The organism is Holosporales bacterium (genome assembly GCA_031263535.1).
GTDB lineage: Bacteria > Pseudomonadota > Alphaproteobacteria > UBA3830 > JAIRWN01 > JAIRWN01.
Map to the genome: position 1 here is coordinate 1 of JAISFO010000031.1, position 15,658 is coordinate 15,658.

The 15,658-nt window shown below is 44.3% G+C and carries 13 protein-coding genes; 7 read left to right on the forward strand and 6 right to left on the reverse strand.

The window, feature by feature from the left end:
* Nucleotides 1–175: 175 nt before the first annotated feature.
* The 5 genes from LBL30_03750 to LBL30_03770 form a co-directional block, all read right to left on the reverse strand.
* Nucleotides 176–1,375: a phosphoglycerate kinase gene (locus tag LBL30_03750; GenBank protein MDR1032204.1), complete on the reverse strand. Its 1,200-nt coding sequence runs from the start codon at nt 1,373–1,375 to the stop codon at nt 176–178.
* Between the two features lie 47 nt (nt 1,376–1,422).
* The gene (mltG, locus tag LBL30_03755) at nt 1,423–2,373 is read right to left on the reverse strand and encodes an endolytic transglycosylase MltG (protein ID MDR1032205.1); all 951 of its coding nucleotides are present in this window, start codon (nt 2,371–2,373) and stop codon (nt 1,423–1,425) included.
* A complete protein-coding gene (gene fabF, locus LBL30_03760; GenBank protein ID MDR1032206.1) occupies nt 2,351–3,637 on the reverse strand; it encodes a beta-ketoacyl-ACP synthase II in 1,287 nt (428 codons plus the stop codon). Before fabF ends, mltG begins: the two co-directional genes overlap by 23 nt.
* 6 nt (nt 3,638–3,643) lie before the next feature.
* A complete protein-coding gene (locus tag LBL30_03765; GenBank protein MDR1032207.1) occupies nt 3,644–3,886 on the reverse strand; it encodes an acyl carrier protein in 243 nt (80 codons plus the stop codon).
* Nucleotides 3,887–3,957: 71 nt separating this feature from the next.
* On the reverse strand, nt 3,958–4,941 hold the full coding sequence (locus LBL30_03770) for an NAD(P)H-dependent glycerol-3-phosphate dehydrogenase (protein MDR1032208.1): 984 nt from the start codon (nt 4,939–4,941) through the stop codon (nt 3,958–3,960).
* A gap of 104 nt (nt 4,942–5,045) precedes the next feature.
* On the opposite strand from LBL30_03770, the gene LBL30_03775 reads away from it, so the two are divergent.
* Together LBL30_03775 and LBL30_03780 are read left to right on the forward strand one after the other, a co-directional pair.
* A complete protein-coding gene (locus LBL30_03775) occupies nt 5,046–6,491 on the forward strand; it encodes a hypothetical protein (protein MDR1032209.1) in 1,446 nt (481 codons plus the stop codon).
* Nucleotides 6,492–6,523: 32 nt separating this feature from the next.
* Nucleotides 6,524–7,387 (forward strand): glycerophosphodiester phosphodiesterase family protein, encoded by an 864-nt coding sequence (locus LBL30_03780; protein ID MDR1032210.1) that lies wholly within the window; start codon nt 6,524–6,526, stop codon nt 7,385–7,387.
* Here LBL30_03780 and LBL30_03785 read toward each other — a convergent pair.
* Complete coding sequence (locus LBL30_03785) at nt 7,364–7,852, reverse strand: cold shock domain-containing protein (GenBank protein MDR1032211.1); 489 nt, start codon at nt 7,850–7,852, stop codon at nt 7,364–7,366. The genes LBL30_03780 and LBL30_03785 overlap by 24 nt on opposite strands.
* A gap of 100 nt (nt 7,853–7,952) precedes the next feature.
* On the opposite strand from LBL30_03785, the gene mtaB reads away from it, so the two are divergent.
* The 5 genes from mtaB to LBL30_03810 all read left to right on the forward strand — a co-directional run bounded on the left by mtaB (nt 7,953) and on the right by LBL30_03810 (nt 15,572).
* Nucleotides 7,953–9,224: a tRNA (N(6)-L-threonylcarbamoyladenosine(37)-C(2))-methylthiotransferase MtaB gene (mtaB, locus tag LBL30_03790; protein ID MDR1032212.1), complete on the forward strand. Its 1,272-nt coding sequence runs from the start codon at nt 7,953–7,955 to the stop codon at nt 9,222–9,224.
* Between the two features lie 12 nt (nt 9,225–9,236).
* On the forward strand, nt 9,237–10,178 hold the full coding sequence (gene ftsY, locus LBL30_03795) for a signal recognition particle-docking protein FtsY (protein MDR1032213.1): 942 nt from the start codon (nt 9,237–9,239) through the stop codon (nt 10,176–10,178).
* Nucleotides 10,179–10,180: 2 nt separating this feature from the next.
* The gene (locus tag LBL30_03800) at nt 10,181–12,847 is read left to right on the forward strand and encodes a valine--tRNA ligase (GenBank protein ID MDR1032214.1); all 2,667 of its coding nucleotides are present in this window, start codon (nt 10,181–10,183) and stop codon (nt 12,845–12,847) included.
* Nucleotides 12,848–13,089: 242 nt separating this feature from the next.
* A complete protein-coding gene (locus tag LBL30_03805; protein ID MDR1032215.1) occupies nt 13,090–14,145 on the forward strand; it encodes a leucine-rich repeat domain-containing protein in 1,056 nt (351 codons plus the stop codon).
* Between the two features lie 281 nt (nt 14,146–14,426).
* Nucleotides 14,427–15,572 (forward strand): leucine-rich repeat domain-containing protein, encoded by a 1,146-nt coding sequence (locus tag LBL30_03810; protein MDR1032216.1) that lies wholly within the window; start codon nt 14,427–14,429, stop codon nt 15,570–15,572.
* Nucleotides 15,573–15,658: the final 86 nt, after the last annotated feature.

Genomic DNA, 15,658 nt, shown 5'->3' on the forward strand with positions numbered 1-15,658 from the left:
AACAGGCCTGGTTGACATACCAGAATACTGCGCAATGGTTTCCGCCAGGAAAGTCGCGCCCCTATAGCGGTGACAGGGCCTTATTAATAGAGATGAAAATGCTTATGCTTTGGTTATTATGCTAAATTCAGCATATTTGAAATTTCGACAATCGATAAAGCGCACTAAAAACCATCTATGCCCAGGCGATTTTTGTTGCGCTTTGGGGTTGAGCCGACTCAAGAGCTTCTATTCCCGGCAGAGTTAAATCCTGGATAAATTCAAGAAAGGCGCCGCCGGCAGTCGACACATAAGTGTAATCCTTTGAATCAACGCCCGCCTTTTTTAAGGCGTGAACAGTATCGCCTCCGCCAGCGATAACACGCACGCCGAGGTTCTTGGCTGCATCTGCCAGCCCTTTAGCTAAACACTTGGTGCCGACGTCAAATGAAGCAACCTCAAACTTGCCAAGAGGACCATTCCACCAAACGGTTTTATGTTGCTTAGCGCAGTTCAGGATTTCTGCGACAGAATGCTCGCCGATGTCCATAATCATGTTTCCGTCGCCTATATTATTAACTGATACTGTCCGGCCATCGTCCAGCACTACATCAGAAGGCAGTATTAACTTGCAAGCATTGTGTTTGGCTGTTTCCGTCACGCATTTGGCGGTATCCAACAGATCAGGTTCAAACAATGACTGGCCTATGGAAACTCCCTGCGCTACCAGAAAGGTATTTACCATGGCCCCCGCAACGCAGAGGGTATCAACCTCCATGGCTAAGCTTTGCAAAAGCTTCAGCTTAGATGAAACTTTTTTGCCACCAACTATGGCCATTAGGGGTCTAGTTGGATTTTTAATATGCCTGTTGAGCTCTAGTAAAGTCTCTTGCAAAAACAAACCGGCATAGGCGGGTAGATACCTTGGTATACCTACGATTGACGTATGCTTACGGTGAGAAACAGAAAATGCATCGTTTACATATACATCGGCCATTGAGGCCATTTTCTTTGCAAATTGGTCTGTGTTTTCTTCTTCAGATGGGACGCTTCTTATGTTTTCCAGTAAAAGCACATCACCAGGATGCATTTTTGACACAATGTTTGTGGCCTCTGGTCCTGCGCATGATGGGCAAAACTTTACCGAAAGTTTCATTAAATCAGAAAGGTGGTCAGCCACTGGTTTAAGAGAGGCTGGCCCTTCAGATGAAACTATATGAGAGCATAAAATAACTGAAGCCTTTCTGTCCTTAAGATACCGAATCGTTGGGATTGAGTCTTTGATCTTAGTGTCGTCCTGAATTATGCCGTTTTCGATTGGTATATTAAAGTCAACGCGAAGCAGTATTTTTTTGCCTGCCAGTCCTATGCGATCTGCTTCATTTAGAGTTTTCATTGGTAACTGCCACGATACCTAAAAGAGACGGTATCCTGAAATTATTGCTATTTACTTAACAATTTTTGGTTTTGAATGTGCCCTTGAAAGCTTTTTGAAAATTTGTGTTGACCGGACGGTTGGCCACCTTCAGAAGCAAAAAAGAGAAAATCGGTTTCCGCTGGATAGATAGCGGCCGTAAGGCTTGATTTTGATGGATTGCAGATAGGCGCCGGAGGCAATCCTTTAAGTCGGTATGTATTATATGCGCTTTCATTGAAGAGCTGTAGTTTGGTTATTTTTGAATTACGTCGTCTCTTTTGCCCGTAGTTTACTGAATATATTACGGTTGGGCATGCTTGTATTCTCATATTATTTTTTAACCTATTTAGATATATGCTGGCAACGATGCGTCGTTCTTCATCGTGCGCTGTTTCTTTTTCGACTATCGAGGCTAATGTTAGAACCTGCCTAACGTTGAACTTTTTTTGCACTAGAAATTTGCTTAATGATTTTTCCCTTAAGTATTGCATTCTGTCGATCATCGACTGCCTGCTGTCCCCAGGAATATAGTGGTAGTTGGATGGAAACAACATGCCTTCCATAGGTATACGCGTAATATATCCAGTCATAGTAGGAGTATCAGCAAGCCTTTTTATCACTTGAGCATTGGTAAACCCGGTCGGGAATACAAGTTGCAACATTTGTGGAGATTGTTTAACCAAAGACCTTATGAAATTAAGTAGACTAGTACTTTGCGCTATATCGTACTTGCCCGGCGGAAGATCTCTGCCTTTAAGTACCCAAATAACGACAACCGCCAGTCTGGCGAATAAAGGGTCAGGCGCTATACGGCTTTCGTACAAGGTCTTAGCAACGGCTGCAAGGCGGACTGGCTTGTAAATCAGCAAACTCGTTTCCTGATGCTTTCTTGCAGGAAACAAAGATCTGGCAAGATACAGCGAAAGCAGGAACAGCAAAAATACGGTAAGCTGCTTATTTAAATTTCTTAAAGACAAGGCTTGAATTTGTTCCCCCAAAACCAAATGAGTTAGAGAGAGCTATATCAACATGCTTTTCCTTCGCAACAAGCGGAACCAAATCGATACCAAGGTCGGCTGGCGGGCGATGCAGGTTAAGCGTTGGGGGAACGATACTGTCTTGTATGCTCATGATGGAAAAGATTGCCTCTACCGCACCGGCAGCGCCCAATAAATGCCCGGTTGACGACTTGGTTGATGACATACAGACTGACTTTGACTCATTTCCCAGTACCTTCATAACCGCCTGTAGCTCAGCAATATCGCCAGCCGGAGTCGAAGTTCCATGCGCGTTTATATAGTCCAAATCTTTGGCATCTATCTCAGCGTCTTTAATGGCGGCCAGCATGGATCTGTAGGCTCCGTCGCCGTTTTCTGCAGGTGCGGTAATATGATATGCGTCGCTTGACACCCCATATCCAGCAATTTCGGCATATATTTTTGCTCCGCGTTTCTTGGCATGCTCAAGCTCTTCAAGCACCAGCACCCCAGATCCATCGCCCATAACGAAGCCGTCACGATCTTCATCCCAAGGCCTTGATGCTTCAGAGGGCGTGTCGTTGAATCTGGTTGACAGTGCTTTTAGCGCGCAAAACCCTGCAACCCCAAGCTTGCATACCGCGGCTTCTGTGCCGCCAACCACCATAACGTCGGCGGCATTTCGCTGAATAATCCTGGTCCCCTCGCCAATTGCGTGTGATCCAGACGTACAAGCTGTTACTACTGATAAGTTTGGCCCTTTAAATTCGAATTTAATCGAAACGTGTCCAGACGGCATATTGATAAGGCTTGCAGGAATAAAAAAAGGACTTACCCTACGACAGCCTTTCTCATGAATATCGATTGCTGTTTCATAAATGGTTGAAAGTCCGCCTATACCCGCGGCAATAAGTACGCCTGTACGCTCTTTTTCATACTCATTTGCGGCTTCACCAGGCGGCAATCCCGCATCCTCGACGGCCTGAGTTGCTGCGGCCATCGCATACACAACAAACCGGTCCATTTTTTTGAGGTCTTTAGGTTCAATCCAATCAGTCGGCTGAAATAAGTTGCTGGATCCGTCGGGGTTTTCTTCTGATGGGACTAAGCCTGCAATCTTTGACGGCAGGTCTTCTGTGTCAAAATGCTTTATTTTCCTGATACCGGACACGCCGGACTTAAGCCTTTTCCAGCTCGAAGCAACATCACACGCCAGAGGTGTGACCGCACCCAACCCTGTTACAACTACTCGACGCGCCTGCACTCGGGGTCAGCCTTTATGATGTTCCTTGACGAAATTGACGGCGTCGCCAACAGTCCTGATTTTTACCAGAGCATCATCTGGAATTTCTACAGAAAACTCTTCTTCAAATTTCATAGCAATATCGGCGGTATCCAGGCTGTCGGCGCCGAGATCATCCTCGAACTTGGCAGATTCTGTTACTTTACTTGCGTCAACTGCAAGCTTTTCTATAACGATTTGCTTAACGCGTGCTGCAATGTCTTGAGTCATTATTCGCTTCCCCTACCCTGAAAATAACAAATTTAGGGCACTCTATATAAAAACTTAACGTCTGTCACTTATTAAATTGCAAGCGCAACTAGTTCTGAGAGGCTCAAGCGTCCGTACAACAAGGCGTAAACCGAAGCAAACAGCGGCATATCTGCCTCGATTTGACAATGTTTTTCGTATTTACGGCTTATTTGCGGCCAGGCCTTGATGGTTAACGCTCCTTCGGCCAAAGGATTTTGATCAAGGCCGACGTTATCTAAGGGAAGCGCTACCTCGTTGCGTGCGATTTTTAACCCCAGAGTGTGATTTCTGGACACAGAGTTAAAGCAAGTCATAACTATGTCGCCTATGCCGCTTAAACTGAGGATTGTGTCGCTGTGACCGGTTGTTTTTTGTATAAACGTGGCTATTTCCCGTATTCCTTTGGCCAGCACAGTTGACTCGGCCCCATCGCCAAGATTAAGCCCTCGAATTATGCCTGTAACGATTGCCAAAACGTTTTTAAAAGCTCCACAGATCTGAACGCCAATCAGGTTTTCTGTTGGAACAACCTTAAAGCCTTTAGTTGATAATTCTTCTGCCAGTGCTAAGGCACCTTTCAGGTCTTGTCCAGCCAAATTGACGGCTGTAGGCATGTTTCTGGAAATTTCTGCTGCGAAAGACGGACCAGAAAGAACAAACACTGGATTACTGAAGTTTTGGCTTATCAGCTCGCTCATGAAAAGGCCGGTAGCTTGCTCGATGCCTTTAGAGCAGGAGATGAGCGGCAATTTATCTGAAATTAGACTATCAATCTGCGTACATACTTTCCTTACGGCTTGGGCCGGAACAGCAATAAATACCGCTTTGCTGAGCCCTATTGTTGAAAAGTCTGTTGAGGCGGTTATGCCTGGGTCAAGCTTGATATCACCTAGAAACTGACGGTTAGTGTGCTGTTCGTTGATCTCATCAACCACGCTGGCAATATCATTATAGAGCCTGATCTTGTGTTTTTGACTAAGAACCTGGGCAAGCGCGGTTCCATAGGCTCCAGCGCCAATTATTGCAATATCCATCTCGATGCCTCGATTGATTTCTGCGACTATAATTGGTATGAGGGGCATTAATAAACGGTTAATATTACCGGATGCCCTCACTTATAAATTTTACCCTAAATCATATGCAGTTGCTCTTGGGCGCGTGCATTTGTCTGTCGGCCTTTTACATAAACCTTCCGGTATCCGTGTTTTATTTCGCAATAATATGCCTGGCAGTACATTTTTTTCGAGAATGCAGCGACAAGCTAGCATGGTTCAAAGAGCGAAAAGTTATATTTGCCGTTTCAGGGGCTTTTGCGCTTTTTGCTGTCGCAAGCCTTGTTTGGTGTGAAGATTTTTCAAACTGCCTGCGGCCAACAGTAAAACTGGCGGCATACGTGATTGTTGTCGCAGCATTTATAAAGTGGTTAACGTTTTTTGGCACGCGAAACGAATACGGCGATTCTTTGCGGCGGGACACGACGATCTTTATATGCTTATTCGCAGTAGTTTTAGCGTTTATCGCAATGGACGCTATGCTAAAATTCCGCATTATCAAGAGCATATATCAGTTCGATGTGCTCAAGACTCTTGGAATCAATGTCGCCTTATACAGAACTTATTACAGATGGTCATTTGCTGCAGCGGTGCTTACATGCCCAATTGCAGTTATATGTTGCATAAGACGAAAATTCATTATTGCCGGCATCATTTGCTTGATTTCGTTTTGGAGTCTATCTCACGTAGAAAACGATAGCGGTGTTTTAGGTCTTATCGCGTCTATGTTTATTTTTGCCATGAGCTATCTGCGTTTCAGCTTTACGTCCAAGCTGTTTAAAACGGGACTTTTGGTGCTAAGTATACTACCAATTTTTTATAACTCAGTGGTGGATCCAAGAAAGCTGTATGAAAGCTTTCCACTACTTAGAAGCAGTACAAGCTGGTTTCACAGGATCATAATTTTAGGCTCACATGCAGAGATGATATCGCGGCATCCTTTTCTGGGAACTGGCATTGGTTCTGCGAGACAATCAAGGCTACATCCAGCAGAAAAGTACAGCAAAGATTGGTTAAGACTAGCCAGAGGCAAGGTCTCTTTGTACGAATACTCTAATATGCAGTTTGTTAAAGCTATTCTTTCGAGTGCGGTGCCAAATCCAAGAGGGCAGCGCGCTTGCTTTATATCTCCCTTGACGGGACAATTAGTTTTTCAGCACCACCTTACTAGGGTAACAGGCATGAGATGCTCTCAACTCTGGTCTACCTTAGATGATGAGGAAATCGCAAACTTCTTCCGCATCCCGGTTCAGCCACACAACATTATTTTCGATATATGGGCGTCGCTAGGGATAATTGGCGTCATGTTTTATCTAATCGTAAATTTTTGGATTATCGACAGGATTGGCAAGATAAAACACAGAGCATTCAGGGCTGGTTGTTTGGGCTCACTATCTGCAGCTACGGCAGTTTCGCTGGTTAATTACAGTTTTGTTAACAGCTGGTGGATGTACAGCTTCCCAGTCTTAGGCGGTATAATATACCTTATGTCCAGGGAAGCTGACGCTCAGGTTGCCAAAGAAAATTTATAAACCCAATTAAGTTATTCAAGAAAAACGGTGCGATGACTTTCGTTGACAATCCAGTAAAGAGAGCGAGAAAAAATGGCGTGTTGCTGGCAGCACACAGAGGAACTTTTGGAGGTAATATCATACAAAATACGATTCCTGCCTTTGAAAATGCACTAAAGCACGGAGCAGATATTCTGGAGCTTGACGTTGCAAAAACAATAGATGGGGATTTCTTTGTTTTTCACATTGGCCAGGAATCGTGTCTGCTGGGAACGAATCAAAAGCTGGATACCATGACCACTAATCAGGTCTTAAGTTATAATCTTTACAATAGTATACAAGAAATTACATCTCAGAAAATCAATACATTAAGCGATGTCCTTGATCATTTTAAACAAAAATGTTTGATCAATATCGATCGTGGATGGTTTTATTGGGAAGACCTCATTCGCTATCTTGAAAATAAAGGCATGAAAGATCAGATTATCCTGAAAAGCCCTCCGGAAATTGAATTTTTAAAACAGCTTGAAGACAGCCAAACAGGCATCATGTATATGCCGATTATACGAAGGCAGAGACATCTTGAGTGCGTCATATCACATAAAATCAACTTGGCGGCAGTGGAGGTTATTTTTTCTTCCGACGATCATGAATTAGCTCAAGCACAATTCATTGAGGAAATGCATAATAGAGGACTTCTTCTTTGGGTAAATGCAATTGTGCTAAATGATAAAACTATTTTAAGCGGCGGTCATGATGATAACCGCGCTATTACTCAAAATATGCATGACGCTTGGGGTTGGTTAATTGATCGAGGATACGACATAATCCTGACTGACCGGCCGCTGCTGTTTAAGTCGTACATAGCTAAGCGTCAATCAGCCAATAACAATTCACTTACCCAGCATGAGGTCTAAGGCTTCGAATCCATTGCGGGTCTTTTGCACGCGCATAATTACTTTTTGCTCGGGCGCGAGATTTTGAAGTCCTAATCGTCTCAATATTGACGAATGAACAAATATGTCGTCTTTTTTATCCCTAGAGCAGATAAAACCAAATCCTTTAATCGGATTATACCATTTAACAATACCGTCCAGTATCTCTGGCCCGCAACTTTTGGCTATGTGATCGACTTTGTATATCTCTGTAATCTGGTATTTATTGCCTTTTTGCGAAATATCGCACAGCAACCTATCACCAGGCTCTAGGTTCTTACATCCCGACTTATTAACCACCGAGAAATGAATGAAAATGTCCTCTAGTATCTTAGGATGCACTACAAAGCCATAGCCGCGATAGGGGCAAAACCACCTGAGTATGACCTCTTCGTTTTCGAACCTAACGTCCTCCCCGAAGGTATCGGTTTTAGAGTTATCAGACATAACCAATACAATTGCACGCTTGTAATGGTAATATGCTGCAACACCAAGATTGAAATAGCGTTAACGGCCCCCTCTGTCACACCGTCATAAGACTTATAGAATGATAAAAGTTATCACCTTTGGTTGTCGTTTGAATTCCTATGAATCTGAGGTAATTCGTCAGTGCGCGCTTGATGCTTGCTTGGATGATAACGATGAGTCGCGCATAGTGATAATAGTCAACAGTTGCGCTGTCACGGCCGAAGCCCAACGTCAGGTAAGGCAAGCCATCCGGAAACATCGTCGCAATTATCCAAGTGCACAAATAATCGTGACCGGCTGTGCCGTTGAGGTCGCATTCAGCCAGTTTGCTAACATGCCAGATGTAGATAAAATAATAAACAATAATGAAAAACTTAATCAGGAGGCTTATTTAGCAATTAAAAGCAATGCCGCAAAGCATATTCAAGCTTCACAAAGATGCAGTACTGTAAGAGAAAAGCCTAAATTAATTCACAGCTTTGAAGGCAAATCGCGGGCTTTCGTGCAAATCCAAGGCGGGTGTAATCACTTCTGTAGCTACTGCATAGTCCCGTACACGCGGGGCAGAAGTTACAGCCTGCCGTCAGAGGACATTATACAGCAAACACAAACCCTAATTGATGGCGGATATCCAGAAATAGTCCTTACCGGGGTTGATATAGCCTCCTACGGTCTTGATTTGGATAGCGGAATGCGCTTGCCAGGGTTGATTGAATTGGTGCTAAGCAGTTGTCCAGATTTGATGCGGCTTAGGTTGTCTTCACTTGACCCCGCGGCGTGTGACGACGAATTGCTGAGGCTTATAGGCATAGAATCCAGGATTCTTCCCCATATTCACCTAAGCGCGCAATCTGGCAGTGATACTATACTGAGGTACATGCGCAGGCGGCATAAAAGGGCTGACGTATTAAACATATGCCAATGTCTAAGGACGCTTAGGCCAGATATGTCAATCGGTACAGACTTTATTACAGGCTTTCCTGGGGAAGACGACAATATGTTTCAGGATTCCTATAATTTAGTTAATGAGGCCGATTTTACCTTTCTTCATGTTTTTCCATATTCCGTCCGTCCAGGTACCGAGGCAGCCAAGATGGTTCAGCTGCCTGGCGCTAAGCAAGTCGCCAGAAGCCGGGCCAAAATCCTACGAGAGCTTGGCAATCAGCAACTGCAGCGTCATATGGACAGGTTTATAGGGCGTAAAATCAACGTGCTGATTGAGAACAAAAATCTAGCTAAAAGCGACCATTTTATGATAGTGGTGATCGACAAGTCGCTGCCCGAAGCAAGCTTAGCACAAGCAAGGGTTTGGAAAGCAGAAAACGGACAGCTGTTTGCTAACATACCTTAACGCTGAAAAGCTATGAGTGGATTTTTTGCACGCCTCAAGCAAGCCGTCTCTCGAACGTCTGAAAAGATTGCTTGTGGCCTAAGCAATGTAGCCTTTCGCAAGAAGATTGATCAGCAGGTTTTGGATGAGCTGGAAGAGCTTTTGATTACTTCTGACGTAGATCCAATTACAGCAACAGAAATCGTGCATGATTTTGCTAGGCAAAGCATCAATCAAGAGTCCTCGTCGCTTGAGGTTAAAAAAATATTTTCCAAAAAGATTTTAGAAATCATTTCGCCATACGAAGGGGCTTTGAATGATCTTGCCAGTACGCCAGCTCAACGACCGTATGTTATCCTGCTGTGCGGAGTTAATGGAAACGGAAAAACTACGACTGCGGCTAAGCTTGGATGGTTTCTGAAAAATAAAGGCCAGAAAGTACGATTAGTTGCTTGTGATACTTTTCGCGCAGCGGCGGTTGAACAGCTTAAGATTTGGGGAGAGCGGCTTGATATTCCAGTAAGCTACGCTGCCGATCGGTCAGATCCGGCTGCGCTGGCATACGATGCCTTTACAACAGCCAAAAAGGCGAATGAAGATGCTCTTATCGTTGATACGGCCGGACGCTTGCATAATAGGGACGACCTTATGTCAGAGCTTGAGAAAATCAAGCGAGCCCTTGGCAAACAGGACTTAAGCGCCCCACATGCAGTACTGCTTATGATAGACGGCACAACTGGGCAGACCGCCATATCCCAGGCAAAAGAATTTTCTTCCAGAATCGGCGTTACTGGGATAATTATTACCAAGCTTGACGGCACAGCCAAAGCAGGCTCGATTATATCGCTGGCGAAAATTTTCAAATTGCCTATATTGGCGGTTGGGGTTGGCGAGCGCCCAGAGGATATGCAAAGCTTTTCAGCGCAAGAGTACGTTGAATGTTTATTGGACTTTAACAGCGATGAGGAAAGGTGAAAATGGATAAAACATTTGACCATAAGCTTATAGAGAAAAAATTTACTGATAAGTGGGAAGAGCAGAAAACCTTCAGCTTCTCGCCTGGTAGTAAGCCGTCCGCTCAGCCATATACGATTATGCTTCCTCCACCCAATATAACCGGATCCCTGCATGTTGGACATGCACTGTGCTATACGCTGCAGGACATCCTCATAAGGTACAAGCGAATGAAGGGTTTTGACGTGCTGTGGCAGTTAGGGCTTGACCACGCGGGCATAGTAACGCAGCTTTTGGTTGAAAAAGAGCTTGCCAGCAAAGGCATTGACCGTCGTCAGCTGGGTCGCGAAAAGTTTATAGACGCGGTTTGGGAATGGAAAGAGCAGTCTGGCGGGACGATCCTAAACCAAATGCGTTGTTTAGGCGCGTCGGGCGACTTCTCGCGCGTTTGCTTCACCATGGATGAACAGCGGCAAAAAGCCGTGCGAGAAGTATTCGTAAAGCTTTATAACGACGGCCTGATTTACCGTGATAAACGGCTGGTTAATTGGGACCCTAAGCTTAAATCGGCGATATCTGACCTCGAGATTCTCAATCAAGAGGTTGACGGATCGATGTGGTACATAAAATACCCTTTAGTCGACGATGAAGGTTGCAGTCAAAAGCATATAACTATCGCTACCACCAGGCCTGAGACTATGCTGGCAGACGTTGCCGTAGCGGTGCATCCAGATGACGCTCGGTATACTATGCTGATTGGTAAGCATTTGCGCTTGCCGCTTACTGACAGAATTATCCCCATTATCGCAGATGAATATATAGACCGGGAAAAAGGTTCGGGAGCGCTGAAAGTAACGCCAGCGCATGATTTTAATGACTTTGAGATTGGTCAGCGTCATGGCCTTGAGGCAATTAACATCTTAACGCCAGATGCAAGGATAAACGACAGTGTCGCCCCTCAGTATCGCGGATTGACGCAAGATCAGGCGAGAGAGCTGATTCTTGCGCAGCTGGTAAACCTGGGCCTGCTTGAGAAGGAAGAAAAGATTAAGCACTTTGTTCCATATGCGGACCGGTCTGGTGCAAGAGTAGAGCCATACCTGACGGATCAGTGGTTTCTGGACGCGCCAAAGCTGGCGGCAGAGGCTCTGCGTGTTGTGGAAAGCGGCGAGATTCGCTTCGTCCCCAAAAACTGGGAGAATACTTACTTCGATTGGATGCGTAACATCAAACCTTGGTGCATATCGCGTCAGATATGGTGGGGGCATCAGATTCCTGCCTGGTACGGCCCAGATGACAAAATATTTGTGGCCAACAGCGATGATGACGCACACTCTCTGGCAGAGAAGCACTATGGACGCAGCGTAGAACTGCGTCGGGATGAAGATGTTTTGGATACTTGGTTCTCGTCAGGGCTTTGGACATTTACGACACTCAACTGGCCAGACGAAACGTATGAGCTTAAAAGGTATCACCCAACCAACGTATTGATTACCGGTTTTGACATAATTTTCTTTTGGGTCGCGCGTATGATTATGCTTACAACCTGTGTATGCAAGCAAATCCCATTCAAGGACGTTTATATCCACGCGATTGTCCGGGATGAAAAAGGACGCAAAATGTCCAAATCCAAAGGAAACGTTCTTGATCCGCTGGACCTTATCGATAAATTTGGCGCAGACGCTTTGCGGTTCACAATCGCCTCTCTGTGTACGCCTGCCAGAAGCGTCAATATGGGCGAAGAGCGCATAGCCGGATATCGCAATTTCATTACTAAGCTTTGGAACGCAACCAGGTTCCTTGTGATGAATGAGTGTAAGTACGACGACCGCTTTGATATCTCCAGCGCTAAGGCTCCTATTAATCAGTGGATTATCGCCAAAGTGATTAGCACCATAGTCGACACGGAAAACGCCATCGAAAGCTATCGGTTCGATGAGGCCGCTAAGGCAATATATCAGTCAGTATGGGGGGTATTCTGCGACTGGTATTTAGAGCTAACCAAGCCGATCATGAACGGCGATAATCAAGAAGAAATTGTTGAAACCAAATTAACCGCCGGCTGGGCAGTTGCTCAGTTTATAAAAATATTACACCCCATCGCGCCATTTATTACTGAAGAGCTTGCTGAAGCAGTCGCCATTACTGAAAAAGGCGCGCTTCTAAGCACAAGCAGCTGGCCATGCTACAGCTTGCCAAAGGGGTTCGACAAATCGACTAAAGAAGTTGAATGGGTATGTCAGGCCATCAGTGCGATCAGGTCAATACGCTCGGATATTCACGTATCGCCAAGTAATATTTTGCAAATTATTGTAAGCGAAGCAGACAAGGCAAAGTACTCTGTCAGTAAATACGAGACCTTTATCCAAAAGCTGGCCAGAATAGACGTTAAATACGCTTCAACAGACAGCAATCTTGCGACTGTATCGGTGATTGTTGAAGGATGCGTTATTAAAATAATTCTTGATCAATCCATCGACATACAGAAAGAAAAATCCAGACTGCAGGCGGAGCTGATAAAATTACAAACCGACAGTCAAAGCATTCAAGCTCGACTTACTAATCAGGGGTTCATGGCCAAAGCATCTGAATCTGTCATTACCGACCATAAGCAACAACTGGCCAGCTTAGAGACTAGGGCTAATCGTCTGCAAGAGCTTATTGCCAGTTTAAACGCAGGCAGGTGCTGAGATCAGTTTATAAACAAGACTGACGCCAGCATCCATCATACGTGATTGCAGAAGATCCCCCGCCGTTAAACCAAAGCCGATGCAGATCGTACAATTTTCTAAGTAAAACCTCGCCGAGTTCTATTACCAAGCCAGATTTCAGGCCGGTTTTATAATAATCTTAAAATAAGCAAAAAATAGATTGACAAAAATATAATATTATGTCATATATGCTCCTGTTAGTTTTTTAATAAGGAGAAATTATGAAAAAAATTGCAATGATAGCGCTGGCAATTATGCTGATTATCCCAGAAATCACATACTGTAAGCGAATTACCTTGGATGGAGATGATTATCAAGAGGACGGAAACGGGATTGCTAGTGCCACGCCGGGAACAACATCGCCTTGCTGCTTTCTTAGAAATTTCATTCAGATAAATGGGAAGGTTTGTGAGGTGTGTATATTAAATAGCTTTACGCTAGATAATGCTAAGGATAACTTAGCTATAATATGCATTCCATCCAGTGCACAAACGCTTAGCAATGGATGTTTTGGAAACCGCCTTAATCTAAGTATAGTAACGTTTGAGTCCAATTCGAAATTGACAGCGATCTCAGATTCTGCCTTCCGTAACTGTCATTCCCTGATATCTATATGCCTTCCGGCAAGTTTACATACTATTGGAGGCAGGTGTTTTGCAGAATGCTCTAAGCTAAGCAACGTAACGTTTGCGCTTGGTACGCGATTGACAAGGTTCTCAGAGTATACCTTTAACCAATGTCATTCCTTGAAATCTATATGCCTTCCGTCCAGCTTACAAACGATCAGCGAATGGTGTTTTCAGGCCTGCGGTCTAGGCCCCGGTCTAAGCAACGTAATAAACGTGACGTTTGCGTTCGGTTCGCAATTGACAATAATGGGAGACTCCGCCTTTTGTGATTGTGCTTTGGAATCTATATGTATTCCGGCCAGTGTAGAGACGATTGGCAAATGGTGCTTTCGGCGCAGCAGCAACCTGAGCAGTGTAACATTTGAGTCCGAATCCCAATTGACAATAATGGGAGACTCCGCCTTTTATGATTGTGCTTCCTTGGAATCTATATGTATTCCGGCCAGTGTAGAGACGATCGGCAGAAGCTGTTTTGGTTTTACTATTTTTACAGCAGGGCTGAGTAGTATAGTATTTGAGCCAAGCCCTCAACCGATAACGATCGAAGAAGGCGCTATTCCTGCAGGAGTTACGGTGAATGCTAATGGTCGCCCTCTTATATTTATATATGAGTATTGTACTGATATACGCTCTTATACTTATATATAGGTAACATAAATCCAAACAGGCTGTCATCGATCTATAAACAAAATTCCAGCATCCATCACATGTAATCACACAAGACCCTCCGTCGCCGTTCTGCAGCGGCGGTCTTTTTATTTAAGTCAAATCGACGCAAATAGCGTCGCTCGATTTTGCCATATAAATATTGCCAAACCCCAACTAAAAACACCATACTTGCTCGCTAATTAGTTAATTAATTTAAAAATATTAAATGTTCTTAAACGATATCGCTGTATCGTTAATATTACCCAATCAAAAGAACAAATATGAAAAATATTATAATGGCGTTGGCAATTACGTTACTTATCCCTGAGATTGCAAATTGTATGCGATTTACTTTAAGCAGAGATTATTACCAAATAGACGAAAATAGAATTGTTAGCACTAGTGTCAGCAAAGATATTTCTGATTTATTCTTTCCTAGAAATCTAATTTGTGCGGATGGGAAGGCCCATATAGTCTCACGTGTTTCAAAAAGTTCTAATTTTAAAAATCTTTATGATCAAGCAAACTTAAGATATGCATGTCTTCCTGCAAATGTAGAGATAATTTCCGCGGAGTGTTTTAAAGGATGTTCAAACTTAAGCATATTAGCATTTGAATCAGGTTCGCACCTAGCATCGATCGAAGACGATGCCTTTATTTGTCGCTCTATAGCATCTATATGCCTTCCGGCAAGTGTACAGATGATCGGTAAGTTTTGTTTTGGAGGGTGTTCAACTCTAACCAGTTTAGTCTTTGAGCCAGACTCTAAACTGAGAGTAATCAAAGAATCTGCTTTTTTTGGATGTTCTTCCCTAAAGTCTATACGCATTCCGTCTAGTTTAGAGACGCTCGGCTGGTGGTGTTTTGAGAGATGCTCAAGCCTAAGCAGTGTAATGTTTGAGCCTGACTCACGATTGGCAACGATGGGCGTCGGTGCATTCAGCTGGTGCTCTTCCTTAGCATCTATATGCATTCCGTCCAGCGTAGGGACGGTCGGCAAAGAGTGTTTTGTGCTGTGTGAAAACCTAAGCAGCGTAGTCTTTGAATTTGGTTTGCAACTGGCAATTATGGGAAACTCTACCTTTGGTGGGTGCTCTTCTCTGGCGTCTATATGTATTCCGTCCAGTGTAGAGAAAATTGCCGTGGAGTGTTTCCATGGATGTAAAGGACTAAGCAGCGTAACGTTTGGGCCAGGCTCAAAACTAAGAACGATCGAAAACTATGTCTTTAGTGATTGTCCTTCCCTGGAATCTATATGCCTTCCGTCCAGTGTAGAAAGGATCGGCAAAAAGTGTTTTTGGCACTGCCATAGTCTAAGTAGCATAATATTTGAGCCTGGCTCCCAACTGGAAACGATCGGAGAAGATGCTATTCCCGCAGAAGCCGTAGTTAATGGGTGTAACTTACCTATACCAGGAAGGCAATAAACGCAGTCGGTTTGGCACTGATTTATAAGCGGATCGCTGCATCCATCGCGCGTAATTACACAAGATCCCTCGCCGTTCTGTAGCGG

Coding starts and splice junctions, on each gene's coding strand:
- LBL30_03770 (MDR1032208.1), bottom strand. CDS start 4,941: ATGGATATTGCAATAATTGGCGCTGGAGCCTATGGAACCGCGCTTGCC.
- ftsY (MDR1032213.1), top strand. CDS start 9,237: ATGAGTGGATTTTTTGCACGCCTCAAGCAAGCCGTCTCTCGAACGTCT.
- LBL30_03775 (MDR1032209.1), top strand. CDS start 5,046: ATGCAGTTGCTCTTGGGCGCGTGCATTTGTCTGTCGGCCTTTTACATA.
- LBL30_03800 (MDR1032214.1), top strand. CDS start 10,181: ATGGATAAAACATTTGACCATAAGCTTATAGAGAAAAAATTTACTGAT.
- LBL30_03750 (MDR1032204.1), bottom strand. CDS start 1,375: ATGAAAACTCTAAATGAAGCAGATCGCATAGGACTGGCAGGCAAAAAA.
- LBL30_03810 (MDR1032216.1), top strand. CDS start 14,427: ATGAAAAATATTATAATGGCGTTGGCAATTACGTTACTTATCCCTGAG.
- LBL30_03785 (MDR1032211.1), bottom strand. CDS start 7,852: ATGTCTGATAACTCTAAAACCGATACCTTCGGGGAGGACGTTAGGTTC.
- LBL30_03805 (MDR1032215.1), top strand. CDS start 13,090: ATGAAAAAAATTGCAATGATAGCGCTGGCAATTATGCTGATTATCCCA.
- LBL30_03780 (MDR1032210.1), top strand. CDS start 6,524: ATGACTTTCGTTGACAATCCAGTAAAGAGAGCGAGAAAAAATGGCGTG.
- LBL30_03765 (MDR1032207.1), bottom strand. CDS start 3,886: ATGACTCAAGACATTGCAGCACGCGTTAAGCAAATCGTTATAGAAAAG.
- mtaB (MDR1032212.1), top strand. CDS start 7,953: ATGATAAAAGTTATCACCTTTGGTTGTCGTTTGAATTCCTATGAATCT.